16 protein-coding genes are annotated in these 16,683 nt (G+C 60.5%); 13 read left to right on the forward strand and 3 right to left on the reverse strand.

Features of this window, described 5'->3' with window-relative positions:
• Positions 1 to 260: 260 nt before the first annotated feature.
• Both BK659_RS02075 and BK659_RS02085 read right to left on the reverse strand, forming a co-directional pair.
• A complete protein-coding gene (locus BK659_RS02075; RefSeq protein WP_123423496.1) occupies positions 261 to 1,577 on the reverse strand; it encodes a bifunctional DedA family/phosphatase PAP2 family protein in 1,317 nt (438 codons plus the stop codon).
• Positions 1,578 to 1,730: 153 nt separating this feature from the next.
• Complete coding sequence (locus BK659_RS02085; protein ID WP_123423658.1) at positions 1,731 to 2,417, reverse strand: DNA-3-methyladenine glycosylase; 687 nt, start codon at positions 2,415 to 2,417, stop codon at positions 1,731 to 1,733.
• A 162-nt stretch (positions 2,418 to 2,579) separates the two neighbouring features.
• Between BK659_RS02085 and BK659_RS02090 the strand changes: the two genes are divergently transcribed.
• The 13 genes from BK659_RS02090 to BK659_RS02150 all read left to right on the forward strand — a co-directional run bounded on the left by BK659_RS02090 (position 2,580) and on the right by BK659_RS02150 (position 15,173).
• Positions 2,580 to 3,851, forward strand: coding sequence for a glutamate-5-semialdehyde dehydrogenase (locus tag BK659_RS02090; protein ID WP_123423497.1), 1,272 nt, complete (start codon positions 2,580 to 2,582; stop codon positions 3,849 to 3,851).
• Positions 3,820 to 4,542 carry a nicotinate-nucleotide adenylyltransferase gene (gene nadD / locus BK659_RS02095; protein ID WP_259740203.1) on the forward strand — a complete coding sequence of 241 codons (723 nt, stop codon included), beginning with the start codon at positions 3,820 to 3,822 and terminating at the stop codon, positions 4,540 to 4,542. Before BK659_RS02090 ends, nadD begins: the two co-directional genes overlap by 32 nt.
• Before the next feature lie 71 nt (positions 4,543 to 4,613).
• Positions 4,614 to 5,108 carry a ribosome silencing factor gene (gene rsfS, locus BK659_RS02100; protein ID WP_123423499.1) on the forward strand — a complete coding sequence of 165 codons (495 nt, stop codon included), beginning with the start codon at positions 4,614 to 4,616 and terminating at the stop codon, positions 5,106 to 5,108.
• 9 nt (positions 5,109 to 5,117) lie between these two features.
• On the forward strand, positions 5,118 to 5,585 hold the full coding sequence (gene rlmH / locus BK659_RS02105; protein ID WP_003185785.1) for a 23S rRNA (pseudouridine(1915)-N(3))-methyltransferase RlmH: 468 nt from the start codon (positions 5,118 to 5,120) through the stop codon (positions 5,583 to 5,585).
• Between the two features lie 12 nt (positions 5,586 to 5,597).
• The gene (mrdA, locus tag BK659_RS02110; protein WP_123423500.1) at positions 5,598 to 7,493 is read left to right on the forward strand and encodes a penicillin-binding protein 2; all 1,896 of its coding nucleotides are present in this window, start codon (positions 5,598 to 5,600) and stop codon (positions 7,491 to 7,493) included.
• Positions 7,494 to 7,524: 31 nt separating this feature from the next.
• Complete coding sequence (gene rodA / locus BK659_RS02115) at positions 7,525 to 8,628, forward strand: rod shape-determining protein RodA (protein WP_123423501.1); 1,104 nt, start codon at positions 7,525 to 7,527, stop codon at positions 8,626 to 8,628.
• 17 nt (positions 8,629 to 8,645) lie between these two features.
• Positions 8,646 to 9,656 (forward strand): lytic murein transglycosylase B, encoded by a 1,011-nt coding sequence (gene mltB / locus BK659_RS02120; RefSeq protein ID WP_123423502.1) that lies wholly within the window; start codon positions 8,646 to 8,648, stop codon positions 9,654 to 9,656.
• Positions 9,656 to 10,666 (forward strand): septal ring lytic transglycosylase RlpA family protein, encoded by a 1,011-nt coding sequence (locus BK659_RS02125; RefSeq protein ID WP_123423503.1) that lies wholly within the window; start codon positions 9,656 to 9,658, stop codon positions 10,664 to 10,666. Before mltB ends, BK659_RS02125 begins: the two co-directional genes overlap by 1 nt.
• Positions 10,667 to 10,857: 191 nt before the next feature.
• Entirely contained in the window at positions 10,858 to 12,015 is a 1,158-nt protein-coding gene (locus BK659_RS02130) for a D-alanyl-D-alanine carboxypeptidase family protein (protein ID WP_123423504.1), read from the forward strand.
• 81 nt (positions 12,016 to 12,096) lie between these two features.
• Positions 12,097 to 12,372 carry a DUF493 domain-containing protein gene (locus tag BK659_RS02135; protein ID WP_008152827.1) on the forward strand — a complete coding sequence of 92 codons (276 nt, stop codon included), beginning with the start codon at positions 12,097 to 12,099 and terminating at the stop codon, positions 12,370 to 12,372.
• Positions 12,372 to 13,019, forward strand: a complete 648-nt coding sequence (lipB, locus tag BK659_RS02140; protein WP_123423505.1) for a lipoyl(octanoyl) transferase LipB — start codon at positions 12,372 to 12,374, stop codon at positions 13,017 to 13,019. The genes BK659_RS02135 and lipB overlap by 1 nt, the downstream gene beginning before the upstream one ends.
• 31 nt (positions 13,020 to 13,050) lie before the next feature.
• Complete coding sequence (lipA, locus tag BK659_RS02145; RefSeq protein WP_162491279.1) at positions 13,051 to 14,049, forward strand: lipoyl synthase; 999 nt, start codon at positions 13,051 to 13,053, stop codon at positions 14,047 to 14,049.
• A 173-nt stretch (positions 14,050 to 14,222) separates the two neighbouring features.
• Positions 14,223 to 15,173, forward strand: coding sequence for a S66 peptidase family protein (locus BK659_RS02150; protein WP_123423506.1), 951 nt, complete (start codon positions 14,223 to 14,225; stop codon positions 15,171 to 15,173).
• A gap of 129 nt (positions 15,174 to 15,302) precedes the next feature.
• On the opposite strand, the gene BK659_RS02155 is transcribed toward BK659_RS02150, so the two are convergent.
• Entirely contained in the window at positions 15,303 to 16,625 is a 1,323-nt protein-coding gene (locus tag BK659_RS02155; RefSeq protein ID WP_123423507.1) for a lytic murein transglycosylase, read from the reverse strand.
• Positions 16,626 to 16,683: the final 58 nt, after the last annotated feature.

Raw genomic sequence — 16,683 nt, forward strand, 5'->3', positions numbered from 1 at the left:
GTTGTCATGTTGGCGTTCAATGAGTGTTATTGAGAGGGCTGCCGGGGCAGAGGTATATATGTATGGTTTTCGTTATTTCATGTGTTCGGTCGGGCTTTTTCTTGGGGTTGATATGTGTAAGTTGGTAGGGCCGAGGTCAGGCTTTTATGAAGTATCATTGTTTGTCTAGTACGTTGGACAATGCCATGTATCACCCCGTCGTGATCGTAGGTCTTGATTGTTTTTGTTGGCGTTGTAGTCACTGGGCGAGCTCTTCGCCATCAGTACGAGTAACGCAACATGGCGTGAGGTAAATGCCACAAAGCAAAGAACCCGAACAACGCCACCACCGTCGGTAGTACCAGCCACCAGACTTTGGGTGGCATTGCGTTCAAGGGTACCTGGCGCTGACTTACCCACAGGCTGGCCGCACACACGCAGGCGGCCAGCATGGCGCCGGCCAGTACATCGGTTGGCCAGTGCGCGCCGAGATAAACCCGCGACATGGCGATGGACGCAGCCGGCAAGCAACCGAGCAATAGCCAGGTCAGGCGCATGCGCGTTGGCTGGCCTCGGCCGGCCAGTACCGCCAGGGTCAGGAACAACACAAACGAACCTGACGAATGACCACTGGGCATGCTGTAGCTGGTCAGTGGGTCGGTCAGTACTTCCGGGCGCATCCGGGCGAACAGGTTCTTGGTTCCGGTGTTCGCCAGCGCGGTGATCAGCAGCGTGCTGCCGGCGAAGATCATGTGCCGCCATTGCCGCGTGACCAGCAGCAGGATCGTCAGCGCGGCGCTGATCACCAACATGTTTTTGAACTCGCCGACCAGGGTGAACATCACCGCGACTTCATCCAGCAGCGGGCTGCGGTGCTCCTGTACCAGCGTCATTAAGCCCTGATCGAAGGCGTTCAGATGTGGGTAGCCAATAAACAGCCCACCGAGTATCACCAGGCTAAGGCCGGCGATCAGTGCGGTGGCCTGGCGATGAGCGCGCACGCTGCTGTTGATGCTCAGGCCTACCAGCACCGCAATGCTACCGACCACCAGCCCGGCCTGTGGCCAGAATCCTTCGGGCAGCGGCAAGCGAATCGCCGCCCCCGTGGCCCAGCCCGGCAGCAGATAGGCCACCGACCAGCCGGCACCCGCCAGCAAGCTGACGGCAAAGAAACGTGGGAACGGCATGTCGAACATCCCGGCCACCATCGGCAACATCGGGCGCAACGGGCCGATAAAGCGCCCGACCAGCAAGCTCGCGATGCCATAGCGCTGGAAATAGCTTTCGGCGCCGTTGATCCATTCCGGATGGTGGCGCAGCCCCGGCAACCGCCGAATGTTCTGGTGGAAGTGTCGGCCCAGGAAATACGACAGCAAATCGCCGAACACGCCGCCGAGGAAGCCCAGCAGCAGCGTTTCACCCAGCGACAGCGCGCCGCTGCCGGCCAACGCGGTGATGGCAAACAGCAACACTATGCCGGGCACGATCAACCCGACAATTGCCAGGCATTCAACGCAGGCCACTATGAATATCGCCACCGCCAGCCATTGCGGATTTGCCGTCAACCAGACGGTCAGACTATCGAGCCATGGGCCCATACATACAACTCCATCAGATCATCAAATGAACTGTGGGAGCGAGCTTGCTCGCGATGACGGATTAACATTCAGCGTTGATGCTGGCTGTTACACCGCTATCGCGAGCAAGCTCGCTCCCACAGTGGGTGTTTTTACTGCTGGCCGCAGCGCCATTCAGGGAAGCAGAAAATAGTCGCGGTCTTCGACCTGGCCGCGTCGCAGAGGGTTCCGGGTGCAGTAGGGCGCGTAGGCGCTGTCGACGAAGCGGTACATCAGGTGTCCGTCGCGGCCGTGGGGAATGCCCAGGCGTGTGGTCTGGATGACATGCGCGGGTGGTGTGCCAACGTCTTCGACAAGCAGCACTTCATGATCGAAGCGCTTGGCATCCCAGGTCGGCACTTTCAGCCCCAGCGCCTTGCACAGCAAGGTCTGTCCAGCGCAGAGCTTCTGCGAGGGGCGCGGTCGACCGCTGGCGTCGGGATTGTTCAGCAGCATCTGCGCCAGGCTCGCCGGGCCGGAGATTTCATCGACCCAGGGGTAGGCCGATTTGATCAGCACCGCATTACCCGGCCCATGGGCACTGAAGTTCAGCGAATCACCGCCGCGGGCGTAATACATATAGATGTGGCCGCCATCCAGAAACAAAGCCTTACGTTTTTCTGTGTAGCCGAGGGAGGCGTGGCTGCCTTTTTCTTCGCAGTAATAGGCTTCGGTCTCGATAATCCGCGCCGAAAGCCACAGATCACCGACCCGATGGCGGATCACTTTGCCCAGCAATTCACACGCAAGCAGCTGAGCATCACGGTTGAAAAAGCTGTCGGGCAGGGCTTTTGGCAGTTTCGCTGCGGTCAAAATAGACATGGCGGCCGAAGAGATCAGGTAAATATGACGGAATGATAACAACTGCGGACTTAATCGAGGCTGAACACTGCCCATTTCGACCATCCGCCCGTCACTGCTGTTAGTAGGAGCGCGCGACAGCTATAATCTGCCGCTTTCCTCTTTGCCAAGACCACAGAGACCATGACTGAGTCCGTTCTTGACTACATGACCCGTTTGGGTCGCGCTGCCCGCGACGCTTCCCGCGTGATCGGCCGTGCCAGTACCGGGCAGAAAAACCGCGCCCTGCTGGCTGCCGCCAACGCTTTGGATAACGCTCGCGCCGAGTTGACCGCCGCCAATGAACTTGACCTGGCCGCTGGCCGGGCCAATGGGCTTGAGCCGGCCATGCTCGAACGTCTGGCCCTGACCCCCGCACGCATCGACGGCATGATCGTCGGTTTGCGTCAGGTAGCAGCGCTGCCCGACCCGGTCGGCGCGATCCGCGACATGAGTTACCGGCCGTCGGGTATTCAGGTCGGCAAGATGCGCGTGCCTCTGGGCGTGGTCGGGATCATCTATGAGTCGCGGCCGAACGTGACCATCGATGCCGCGAGCCTGTGCCTGAAGTCGGGCAACGCAACCATCCTGCGCGGTGGTTCCGAGGCCATTCATTCCAACCGTGCCATTGCCGCCTGCATTCAGCGCGGCCTGGCTGAAGCCGGTTTGCCGGCTGCGGTGGTGCAAGTGGTCGAAACCACCGACCGCGCCGCTGTTGGCGCACTGATCACCATGCCCGAGTACGTCGACGTGATCGTACCGCGCGGTGGCAAGGGCCTGATCGAACGGGTCAGCCGCGACGCTCGCGTGCCGGTGATCAAACACCTGGACGGCATCTGCCACGTCTATGTCAGTGCCCACGCCGAGTTGCCGAAAGCCCAGCGCATTGCGTTCAACGCCAAGACTTACCGTTACGGCATCTGCGGCGCCATGGAAACCCTGTTGGTCGATCAAGCGGTCGCCAGGGAATTCCTGCCGGCGATGGCTGAACAGTTCCGCGAAAAAGGCGTCGAACTGCGCGGTTGCGAACGCACCCAGGCGATCATCGACGTCGTGGCCGCGACTGAAGAAGACTGGAGCACCGAATACCTGGCGCCGATTCTGTCGATCCTGGTGGTCGACGGCCTGGACCAGGCGATCGAGCACATCAACCATTACGGCTCGCACCACACTGACTCGATCGTCAGCGAACACCAGGGTGAAACCCGGCGTTTCGTGGCTGAAGTCGATTCGGCTTCGGTGATGATCAACACGCCGACGTGCTTCGCCGATGGCTTCGAATACGGATTGGGTGCCGAGATTGGCATTTCTACTGATAAGCTGCACGCCCGCGGCCCGGTGGGCCTCGAAGGTCTGACCTGCGAGAAGTACATCGTGGTTGGTGATGGCCAGTTGCGCGGCCAGGAGCCGGTCTGACTTGGGCGATCTCGGCCAGAGCGCCGCAGTGACTGCCAGCGAACCCGGCCCTCGGCGCATTGGCGTCCTGGGCGGGACCTTCGATCCGGTGCACGTCGGCCATTTGCGCGGCGCACTGGAAGTGGCTGAGGAACTGACCCTCGACGAGTTGCGCCTGACGCCTAGCGCCAGGCCGCCGCATCGGGACACGCCGCAGGTCTCGGCGCAGGACCGTCTGGCGATGGTCGAATGCGCGGTGGCCGGTGTGGCCCCATTGGTGGTGGACGACCGCGAGCTCAAGCGCGACAAGCCGTCCTACACCATCGATACCCTGGAGCTGATGCGCGCGGAACTCGCCGCTGACGACCAGTTGTTTCTACTTTTGGGCTGGGACGCATTTTGCGGCCTGCCCACTTGGCACCGCTGGGAAGAGTTGCTCCAGCATTGCCACATCCTGGTGCTGCAACGCCCGGATGCCGACAGCGAACCGCCGGATGCCTTGCGCAACCTGCTGGCAGCGCGCTCGGTGAGCGACCCGTTGGCCCTCAAAGGGCCGAGCGGACAGATTGCATTCGTCTGGCAGACGCCGCTCGCGGTATCCGCCACCCAGATCCGTCAACTGCTGGCCAGCGGTAAGTCGGTACGTTTCCTGGTGCCCGACGCGGTCCTGGCCTACATCGATGCGCACGGACTTTACCGTGCGTCGAACTGAAAAAGGCGCGCTTCAAAGCACGTGAACGCGTGTACCGAAGCGCCCGAACATACGAGCAAAACGAGTTTTATATGACGAACAAAGACGTAACTAAAGTAAAGCGCAAAGGCACATTCAAAAGCGCCCCGCTGCCAGAAACGGCTGTAACCGGCTTGCCTCTCCTTGGCGAAGAGCTGGTCAAGGTCGCCGTAGCGGCCCTGGAAGACGTCAAGGCCCAGGACATTCTGGTGATCGACGTTCGTGAAAAGCAGAGCATCACTGACTTCATGATCATCGCGACAGGTACTTCCAACCGCCAGATCGGCGCGATGCTGGATAAGGTCCGCGAGGCGGTCAAGGCCCAAGGCGTCAAGCCACTGGGTGAAGAAGGCAAGGGCGACAGTGACTGGGTGCTGCTGGACATGGACGATGTCATCGTACACATGATGACCGCCTCGGCCCGCCAGTTCTACGACCTGGAGCGTCTGTGGGAAGGTGCCGAACTGAGCCGTGCCACCGATGGCAAGCACCACAGCCCTGAAGTCGGTCACGAGCATTTCACCAAGCTCAACAAAGACCAGCAATAAGGGTTCGCTGTGCGACTGCGTCTGATCGCCGTCGGTTCACGCATGCCCAAATGGGTGGAAGAAGGCTGGCATGAATATGCCAAGCGTCTTCCTTCCGAGCTGGCGCTGGAACTGGTGGAAATACCGCTCAACACCCGTGGCAAGAACGCTGACGTGGCGCGCTTCATCCGCCAGGAAGGCGAAGCCATGCTGGCCAAGGTCGGCCCGAACGAGCGCATCGTTACCCTCGAAGTTCATGGCAAGCCCTGGAGCACCGAGCAACTGGCGGTCGAACTGGATCGCTGGCGACTGGACTCGCGCACGGTGAATTTCATGGTCGGCGGCCCCGAAGGGCTGGCGCCGGAAGTCTGTGCACGGGCTGATCAGCGCTGGTCGCTGTCGCCACTGACCTTGCCGCACCCGCTGGTGCGGATTCTGATTGGTGAACAGCTGTATCGCGCCTGGACAGTGCTGTCCGGGCACCCTTACCACAAGTAGTTCAGCGCCCTCATGTCTCAGCCGATCCGCATCAAGGACCACGAGAAAGACGCCCGTCTGGTGCGCGGCCGGGTCGTGTTCGGGGCAATTGCGGTGGTCACGCTGATCGGCGTGCTGATCGCGCGGTTGTATTTCCTGCAAGTGATTCAGTACGAGTACCACTCGACGCTGTCGGAAAACAACCGGGTCCATGTTCAGCCGATTCCGCCGACTCGCGGCTTGATCTACGACCGTAATGGTGTGGTGGTGGCCGATAACCGGCCCAGCTTCAGCCTGAGCATGACCCGCGAGCGTTCGGGTGACTGGAAGCAAGTGCTCGATGTGATCGTTGAAGTGCTGCAACTGACGCCTGAAGACCGGGCGGTCTTCGAAAAGCGCATGAAGCAGGGGCGCCGACCGTTTGAGCCAGTGCCGATCCTGTTCGAGCTGACGGAAGAGCAGATCGCCCGGATCGCGGTGAATCAGTTCCGCCTGCCGGGCGTCGAAGTGGTTGCGCAACTGGTGCGTCACTATCCGCAGGGCGCGCATTTTGCGCACTCGGTCGGTTATATGGGGCGGATCAACGAAAAAGAGCTCAAGAGTCTGGATCCGGTGGCTTACAGCGGCACCCATCAAATTGGCAAAACCGGCATCGAGCGCTTCTACGAGCCTGAATTGCACGGTCAGGTCGGTTACGAAGAAGTCGAGACCAACGCCCGTGGCCGCGTGCTGCGGGTGCTCAAGCGTACCGATCCGATTCCTGGCAAGGACATCGTCCTGAGCCTGGACATCAAATTGCAGGAAGCCGCCGAAACCGCATTGGGCGGGCGCCGAGGGGCGGTGGTGGCGCTGGACCCGAACACCGGCGAAGTGCTGGCGATGGTCAGTCAGCCGAGTTTCGACCCTAACCTGTTCGTGACCGGCATCAGCTTCAAGGCCTATGCCGAATTGCGTGACTCGATCGACCGGCCACTGTTCAACCGCGTGCTGCGCGGTCTGTATCCACCGGGTTCGACCATCAAGCCGGCCGTGGCGATTGCCGGGCTGGACTCTGGCGTGGTGACCGCTTCGACCCGGGTTTTCGACCCCGGTTACTACATGCTGCCCAACTACGATCACAAATACCGTAACTGGAACCGCACCGGCGACGGCTATGTGGATCTGGACACGGCGATCATGCGTTCCAACGACACCTACTTCTATGACCTGGCGCACAAGCTGGGGATTGATCGGTTGTCGGCGTACATGGGCAAGTTCGGCATCGGCCAGAAGGTCTCGCTGGACATGTTCGAAGAATCGCCGGGACTGATGCCGTCCCGCGAGTGGAAACGCGCAACCCGTCGTCAGGCTTGGTTCCCGGGTGAAACGCTGATTCTGGGGATTGGCCAGGGCTACATGCAGTCCACCCCGTTGCAGTTGGCCCAGGCCACCGCGCTGGTCGCCAACAAGGGCAAGTGGAACCGTCCGCACCTGGCGAAAACCATCGAAGGCGAGAAACCGTTGGACCCGAACCCGATGCCAGACATCGTTCTGCGTGATGCGTCGGACTGGACCAAGGTCAACCACGGCATGCAGCAAGTGATGCACGGTGCCCGCGGCACCGCGCGTAAGGCGGCGATCGGCTCGCAATACCGGATTGCCGGTAAGTCGGGTACCGCCCAGGTGGTCGCGATCAAGCAGGGCGAGAAGTACGACCGCTCCAAGGTTCAGGAGCGCCACCGCGACCACGCCTTGTTCGTCGGCTTTGCGCCGGCCGACAACCCGAAAATCACCGTGGCGGTGATGGTCGAGAACGGTGAGTCCGGTTCCGGTGTCGCGGCGCCAGTGGTGCGGCAAGTCATGGATGCCTGGCTCCTGGGCCCGGACGGCCGACTCAAGGCCGAGTTCGACAGCCCTATCAGCGCGGAGGCTACGGCCCGTGAAGAGTAATTTTGATCGCATCCTCTCCAGTGAGGATGTGATGCGTCGCCGCGCGACGCTGTTGCAACGCATGCACATCGACGGTCCCTTGCTGATCCTGCTGCTGATCCTCGCGGCCGGCAGCCTGTTCGTGCTGTATTCGGCCAGTGGCAAGAGCTGGGACCTGCTGGCCAAACAAGCGACGTCGTTCGGTATCGGCCTGGTGTCGATGATCGTCATCGCCCAGTTCGAGCCGCGTTTCATGGCGCGTTGGGTGCCGCTGGGTTATGTGCTCGGGGTGATCTTGCTGGTGGTGGTGGACGTGATGGGCCACAACGCCATGGGCGCCACGCGCTGGATCAACATTCCCGGGGTGATTCGCTTCCAGCCCTCGGAATTCATGAAGATCCTGATGCCGGCAACCATTGCCTGGTACCTGTCCAAGCGCACGTTGCCGCCGCAACTCAAGCACGTCGGGGTCAGTCTGTTCCTGATTGGGTTGCCGTTCATATTGATCGTCCGTCAGCCGGACCTCGGCACTTCGCTGCTGATTCTGGCCGGCGGTGCGTTCGTGCTGTTCATGGGTGGCCTGCGCTGGCGCTGGATCCTCAGCGTGGTCGCTGCGGCCGTGCCGGTGGCCGTCGCCATGTGGTTCTTCATCATGCATGACTACCAGAAGCAGCGGATCCTGACCTTCCTCGACCCGGAGAGCGATCCGCTTGGCACTGGCTGGAACATCATTCAGTCCAAGGCCGCCATCGGTTCCGGCGGCGTATTTGGCAAGGGCTGGTTGCTGGGCACCCAGTCGCACCTGGACTTCCTGCCGGAAAGCCACACCGACTTCATCATTGCGGTGATGGGCGAAGAGTTCGGTCTGGTGGGCATTTGCGCCTTGCTGCTGATCTACCTGCTGTTGATTGGCCGTGGGCTGGTGATTACCGCTCAGGCGCAGACATTGTTCGGCAAATTGCTGGCCGGCAGCCTGACCATGACGTTTTTTGTTTACGTTTTCGTCAACATCGGTATGGTCAGTGGCCTGTTGCCGGTGGTGGGGGTGCCGTTGCCGTTCATTAGCTACGGCGGAACTTCGCTGGTGACGCTGCTGTCAGCGTTTGGGGTTTTGATGTCGATCCATACCCATCGTAAGTGGATCGCACAGGTTTGAATAAGGTGAAGATTTCAATGCAAGTAATGCGTGGCTGGGCGACTCGATACGCTCCGTGGGTCAGCCTGGTAAGCATCCTTGGTGCAGCGCAGGAAGCGCTGGCCGGCGATTATGAAGGCTCGCCCCAAGTGGCTGAATTCGTCGGTGAAATGACCCGCGACTATGGTTTCGCTGGCGAACAGCTGATGGGCGTGTTCCGCGAAGCCGAGCGCAAACAATCGATTCTCGACGCGATCTCCAAACCTGCCGAGCGGGTCAAGCAATGGAAGGAATATCGCCCGATGTTCCTGACCGATGCGCGGATCGCCCGGGGCGTGGACTTCTGGCGTCAACACGAAGCGGCGCTGGCCCGCGCCGAGCAGGAGTACGGTGTTCCGGCTCAGGTAATCGTCTCGATCATCGGCGTTGAAACCTTTTTCGGCCGAAATACCGGCAATTATCGGGTGATCGACGCCTTGTCGACCCTCAGTTTCGACTACCCTCCACGTGCTGAGTTTTTCCGTAAGGAATTGCGCGAGTTCCTGCTGCTGGCCCGCGAAGAGCAGCTCGACCCGCTGACGCTCAAGGGCTCGTACGCCGGCGCGATGGGCTTGCCGCAGTTCATGCCGAGCAGTTTTCGTGCCTATGCGGTGGATTTCGACGGTAATGGCCACATCAACATCTGGACCAATCCGGACGATGCCATCGGCAGCGTTGCCAGCTATTTCAAGCGTCACGGCTGGGAGGCCGGTCAACCGGTGGTCAGCCGGGCCGATGTGCGCGGCGATCAGGTCGACGACGGTTTGACCACCGGTATCGAGCCGACGAAAACCGTCGGGGAGTTGCGGGCGTTGGGCTGGTCGAGTCATGATGCGCTGCGCGATGATATGCCGGTCACCGCTTTCCGCCTGGAAGGTGACAATGGTCCAGAATACTGGATGGGTCTGAAGAATTTTTACGCGATTACGCGTTATAACCGCAGCGTGATGTACGCCATGGCGGTACATCAGTTGTCTGAAATGCTGGTCCAAGCACGGGGCGTCAAGTAATGCTGGCATCGCCAATCCGCAAACCCCTGAAGCTGCTGGCTTTCGCCGCTTTGACGTTGCTCGTGGTCAGTTGTTCGACCAGCCGTGCGCCGCAACAGAAATACACGACCGCGGTACGCGCTACGCCGGGCCTGGATATCAACCGTGCCCATAAAGACGGTGCGCCGTGGTGGGATGTGGACATCTCGCGCATTCCCGACGCCACGCCGACCCTGCACACCGGCCCGTACAAGGCCAACCCGTATACCGTGCTGGGCAAGACCTACTTTCCGCTGGCCGAATCCAAGCGCTATGTCGCTTCGGGCACGGCGTCCTGGTACGGCACCAAGTTTCATGGTCAGAACACCGCCAACGGTGAAGTGTATGACCTGTACGGCATGAGTGCCGCACACAAGACCCTGCCGTTACCGAGTTACGTTCGGGTGACCAACCTGGACAACAACAAGAGCGTGATCCTGCGGGTCAACGACCGTGGGCCGTTCTATTCGGATCGCATCATCGACTTGTCCTATGCGGCAGCCAAGAAACTCGGCTATGCCGAGATTGGTACTGCACGGGTCAAGGTTGAAGGCATCGACCCGCAAGAGTGGTGGGCGGCAAAAGGCCGGCCAGCACCGTTGATGCTCAACGAGCCACAAGTCGCGCAAAATAGCGCACCGGTGATTACGGCTTCGGCCGGCACCGTCGAGCAATGGACGCCACCGCCGCAGCAACACGCCGCGGCCGTTGTGCCGGTGCAGATTGATACAAAAAAAAACGCTTCTGTACCAGCCTCTGGCCAGTATCTGCAGGTGGGCGCGTTCGCCAACCCGGACGCTGCAGAACTCCTGAGATCGAAGCTGAGCGGGATGGTGAGCGCTCCGGTGTTCATCAGCTCGATCGTGCGCAATCAACAGACGCTGCATCGGGTTCGCCTGGGACCAATCGGTTCGCAGGGTGAAATCACCCAAGTGCAAAACAGCGTGCGTCTGGCCAATCTCGGTTCGCCGAGCCTGGTGACTGCCGAATAAGTAATTCCTGATTCAAGGTTCGCTTGCGGTTTGGGGGGCGAACCTGAGTTGTTGGCTCGTCGAACAACAAAAGCCCGGCAAGGGTTAGAGAGTGAACAACTGAACACGCGACAATCGTCAGGTTCTGCCTGAATGATTGTCTGATTAGTTTTGCCCTCAGGGCAGTTTCCATTAGCGATTTCGAGAGACGGATGAACATCACCACCTTTGCCAAACGCCTGTGCCTGCTAGTCCCGCTGCTCCTCTCGCCCGCCGCTTTTGCGGCCGAGATGATGCCGTCGCCACCGCAACTGGCCGCTAAAGCCTACGTGCTCATGGACGCCAGCAGCGGCAACGTGCTGGTCGAGAACAACGGTGACCAGCGTCTGCCACCCGCCAGCCTGACCAAGCTGATGACGGCGTACATTGCGACCCTGGAAATCCGTCGCGGCCAGATCGGTGAAAACGATCCGGTGACCGTCAGCGAAAACGCCTGGCGTACCGGCGGTTCGCGGATGTTCATCAAGGTGGGTTCGCAGGTAACGGTCAGCGACCTGCTGCACGGCATCATCATCCAGTCGGGCAACGACGCCAGTGTCGCGCTCTCCGAGCACATCGCCGGCAGCGAAGACGCGTTCGCCGATCTCATGAACAAGACCGTTGCCGATCTGGGCATGGCCAATAGTCACTTCATGAACCCGACCGGTCTGCCAAACCCTGAGCACTATTCCACGGCTCACGACATGGCCGTTCTGGCGCGCGCGATCATCCACGAAGACCCGGCTCACTATGCGATCTACTCGCAGAAAGAGTTCTTCTGGAACGGCATCAAGCAACCGAACCGCAACCTGCTGCTGTGGCGTGACAAGACCGTTGACGGTCTGAAAACCGGTCACACCGAAGAAGCCGGCTACTGCATGGTGTCCTCGGCGGTACGTGACGGCATGCGCCTGATCGCCGTGGTGTTCGGCACCAACAGCGAAAGCGCTCGCGCCGCTGAAACCCAGAAGCTGCTGACCTACGGTTTCCGCTTCTTCGAAACCCAGACCTTCTATCAGAAAGGCGCCGAGCTGGCTCAGGCTCCAGTCTGGAAGGGCACCACCCATCAGGTCAAAGCCGGTCTGGCTGAAGACCTGACCATGACCTTGCCAAAAGGCCAGCTGAAAAAGCTCGCTGCCAGCATGACCATGAACCCGCAACTGGTCGCACCGATCGCCAAGGGCGACGTGATTGGTAAAGTCGAAGTGAAGCTGGACGACAAGGTGGTGCACAGCGCCAATCTGATCGCTCTGGACGCGGTCGACGAAGGTGGTATCTTCCGCCGCATGTGGGATAGCATCCGTCTATTCTTCTACGGCTTGTTCAACTGAATTTAGTGTGGACCTGCATGGCCCCGTCCCGATCCGGAGCGGGGCCATGTCCGTTGCCACGGCTTACGAGGCCGTTACGCCATGACAGACACAGAAGTAAAGGCGCCAAAGATCGAATTCCCCTGCGCGGATTACCCGATCAAGGTAATTGGCGACACCGGTGTGGGCTTCAAGGACAAGATCATCGCGATCCTTGAGAAGCACGCCACCGTAGACCACAAGACCCTGGCCGAGCGCCAGAGTACCAATGGCAAGTACACGACCATCCAGTTGCACATCATCGCTACCGGTCAAGAACAGCTGTACGACATCAACAGCGAGTTGCGGGCTACCGGTTTCGTGCACATGGTGTTGTGATGTCCGAACCGCTTGGCTTTCGCGAGCTCGGCCAGCTGGCTTACGAGCCGGTCTGGCATGCCATGCAACGGTTCACCAACGAGCGTGGCAGCGACCGCGCCGATGAGATCTGGCTGGTCGAGCACCCGCCGGTTTTCACCCAGGGCCAGGCCGGCAAGGCTGAGCATCTACTGCTTCCCGGCGATATTCCGGTGGTGCAGGTCGACCGTGGTGGTCAAGTGACTTACCACGGCCCGGGTCAGTTGGTGGCTTATCTGCTGCTGGACGTGCGCAAGCTGGGTTTCGGCGTGCGCGACCTGGTCAGCCGGATGGAGCAGTGCCTGATCGAGCTGCTGGCCAGCTACGGCGTCACCGCTGTGGCCAAGCCCGATGCGCCGGGCGTCTACGTCAACGGTGCAAAAATCGCTTCACTGGGTCTGCGGATCCGCCACGGTTGCTCCTTTCACGGCCTGGCCTTGAACGTGGATATGGACCTGGAGCCGTTTCGCCGGATTAACCCCTGTGGATACGCCGGGCTGGCCATGACCCAGCTGCGCGATCACACCGGGCCGATTGAATTTGCCGAGGTAAGTGCCCGGCTGCGTGCGCAGCTCGTCAAACACCTCGACTATGCTGAGCAGACGACCCTAACGGGCGGAATCGACTGATATGACTACTGCGCAAGACGCTGTGCAAACCATGATCCCGACGCTGGATGTTACCGAGCGCCCGGCCCCGCGTGCCAAAGTGGAAGCTGGCGTAAAGCTGCGCGGCGCCGAAAAGGTTGCGCGTATCCCGGTGAAGATCATTCCGACCACCGAATTGCCGAAAAAGCCTGACTGGATCCGCGTGCGCATCCCGGTTTCCCCGGAAGTCGACCGCATCAAGGCCCTGCTGCGCAAACACAAGCTGCACAGCGTCTGCGAAGAAGCCTCCTGCCCGAACCTGGGCGAATGCTTCTCCGGTGGCACCGCGACCTTCATGATCATGGGCGACATCTGCACCCGTCGCTGCCCGTTCTGCGACGTTGGCCACGGTCGTCCGAAGCCACTGGACGTCAACGAGCCGGAAAGCCTGGCCATCGCCATTGCCGACCTGAAACTGAAGTACGTGGTGATCACCTCGGTAGACCGCGATGACCTGCGTGACGGCGGTGCCCAGCACTTCGCTGACTGCATCCGCGAAATCCGCAAGCTGTCGCCGAACGTGCAACTCGAGACCCTGGTCCCGGACTACCGTGGCCGGATGGATGTGGCGCTGGCCATCACCGCCGCCGAGCCGCCGGATGTGTTCAACCACAACCTGGAAACCGTGCCGCGCCTGTACAAGGCTGCGCGTCCGGGTTCGGACTACCAGTGGTCGCTGACCCTGCTGCAGAAATTCAAGCAGATGATGCCGCACATTCCGACCAAGTCCGGTTTGATGCTGGGGCTGGGCGAAACCGACGAAGAAGTCATCGAAGTCATGAAGCGCATGCGCGAACACGACATCGACATGCTGACCCTGGGCCAGTACCTGCAACCGTCCCGCAGTCACTTGCCGGTGCAGCGTTTCGTGCACCCGGACACCTTCGCCTGGTTCGCCGAGGAAGGTTACAAGATGGGCTTCAAGAACGTCGCCTCCGGCCCGCTGGTACGTTCCTCGTATCACGCCGACGAGCAGGCGAAACTGGTCAAGGCCGAGTTGATGTCGTCCTGACCCACAATGCCCGCAAGGCTTACGCCTTGCGGGCATTTTAGTTTCCAGGCGTTGGCCACAGTGCCACGTCACGTTCAGTTTTTTCCTGCACTCTGCGGGGCAACTGATCCTCTTCTGTTTATCCCCGTTCCTGACTACTGTGTGTTGAAGCATTCACACAGGGAGAATCACGGATGACCACTCGCTCGACCCCTCTTGTTTCTGAACACGCTCAGGTTCCGGCATTACCCGCCGAAGGGCTGATCGGCGTGATTGCGCCGGCAGGACCGGCGGCACTGGATACCGAAAAGGCTTTTCAATGGATGCGTTCGCGGGGGTATTCACTGCGGATCTTCCCGGGCGTCCTTGAGAGCGACGGCTACCTTGCCGGCAGTGATGACGTTCGCCTGGCGGATCTGCATGATGCGTTTAGCGATCCGGCCATCGATGCAATTCTCTGCCTGCGCGGCGGTTACGGCAGCCCGCGCTTGCTGGACCGGATCGACTTCGAACTGCTGCGGCGCAATGCCAAGCCGTTTGTCGGCTACAGCGATATTACTGCACTGCACCTGGCCATCAGCCGTTATGCGGGGTTCGTGACCTTTCACGGGCCGATGCTCAACGCTGACCTGCTGGGGAACAAGCAACAACCTACCGAGTCTTCGTTGTTCGGCCTGCTCAGGGGCCAGTTGAGCGCTGGAAGCCTGTTGGCGCACCCGGTGGCGTACCCTTTGGTCACGATCGAGCCAGGCATCGCTCATGGGCGTTTGCTGGGCGGTAATCTGTCGATGATTGCCGCGACCCTGGGCACGCCTTTCGAAATCGATGCCGACGGGATCATTCTGTTCATCGAGGATATCAACGAGCCGTTGTATCGCATCGACCGGTTGCTGACCCATCTGCGCCTGGCCGGCAAGCTGAACATGCTGCGTGGGGTTCTGGTGGGGGATGTGGCGGGAGTGGACAGCGATGCATTGGCGACGTTGCTCAAGCAAACCTTCGAGCCGTTGCGCATTCCTGTGCTCGCTGGCTGGCGCAGTGGTCATTGCGACCCGAACCTGACGCTGCCCATGGGGGCGTTGGTAAGGCTGGATGCGGGGAGCAAGGAGTTGGTGCTGGAGCAGGATGTGGTGTTCAGGCATTAGATCCTGGTTGCCTGATAGTCAGTCTTCGCGAGCAAGCTCGCTCCCACAGGTGACCGAGTTCCTTCATGGAAATACGGTCGAGTGTGGGAGCGAGCTTGCTCGCGAAGGCGGCATCCGCCATACGGCTGACTAGCGGTTACGCAAACCTTCCAGCAACTTGTGCGTCGGGTAGCCATCTGCTGGCCAGCCAAACGACTGCTGGGCGCTGCGAATAGCCTTGCGGGTGTTGGCACCGATGATCCCGTCGGCATTACCTGCGTCGTAGTTGTTGGTACTCAGCAAACTCTGTAGTTCGATTCGCTCGGAACGGCTCAACGGAAGGTCATCCTTTGGCCATTCGCCGCTGATCAGACCCGCTCCGGTGAAGCGCTCGGACAACAGATTTACCGCCAATGCATAGGACGACGAATTGTTGTACTTGAGGACCGCGCGGAAGTTGTCGAAGATCAGAAAGGCCGGGCCGCGATAACCGGCTGGCAGCAGCAGGGCGGCTGACAGTTGCTCTGAGCCGGGCGCAACCCTGGCGCCGTTCGGCAGCTTCAAGCCCAATTGCATCCACTCGGAAACACTTTTGCGAATCGAGCCGTCAGCCAGCGAGTAGTCGAAACCGCTCGCCAGTTGCACTTCGAAGCCCCAGGGCTGGCCTTTTTGCCAGCCGGAGCTTTGCAGGTAATGGGCGGTGGAGGCCAATGCGTCAGTCGGGCTGCCCCAGATATCGCGGCGACCGTCGCCGTCAAAATCTACCGCGTGGGTGAGGTAAGTGGTCGGAATGAACTGGGTCTGGCCCATGGCGCCGGCCCAGGAACCGAGCATCTTCTCGGGCGTGATATCACCCTGTTGCAGAATTTGCAGCGCGGCCAGCAGTTGCGCTTGGGCAAAGCCCGGGCGCCGGCCTTCGTAGGCCAGGGTCGCCAACGAGCGGATCACCGATTTGTCACCCTGGAAACTACCGAAGTTACTCTCCATGCCCCAGACCGCAACGAGTGCCTGGCGATCAACGCCATAGCGCTGCTCGATGGCAGTCAAGGTGTCGGCGTATTGGCTCAGCAGCGCCTGACCCTTGCGAACGCGCGCGGCAGAGAGGGCGCCGTCGAGGTATTCCCATACCGGACGGGTGAATTCCGGCTGGCTACGGTCGGCGCGGATGACGCTCATGTCTGGTGTTACGCCGGCAAAGGTGCGGTCGAACAACGCTGGGCTGATGCCTGCGGCGAGGGCGTCTTTACGGAAACCGGCTTCCCATTCTTCAAAGGTCTGGGTCGGCTGAATATCGAGGTTGTCGCCGTCGGGCACTACCGGAGGCGTGATGGCCGGGGCGATTGCTACGGGGGCGGTCTGAAGCGGTTGCGCGTCGGCAGCGGTGGGTTTTTCCGCGCAGGCGACAAGCAGAACAAGGCTGGAAGCAGCAATCAGTTGGCGCAGGTGCCAACGACGGGAAAGACAAAGGGGCATGCACAGGTCCAGAGAATACAAATCAGGTGCAGACCTTATCATGCCAAGGGGGAGCGGG

Source organism: Pseudomonas brassicacearum (genome assembly GCF_003732225.1).
Taxonomy (GTDB): Bacteria; Pseudomonadota; Gammaproteobacteria; order Pseudomonadales; family Pseudomonadaceae; genus Aquipseudomonas; species Aquipseudomonas brassicacearum_E.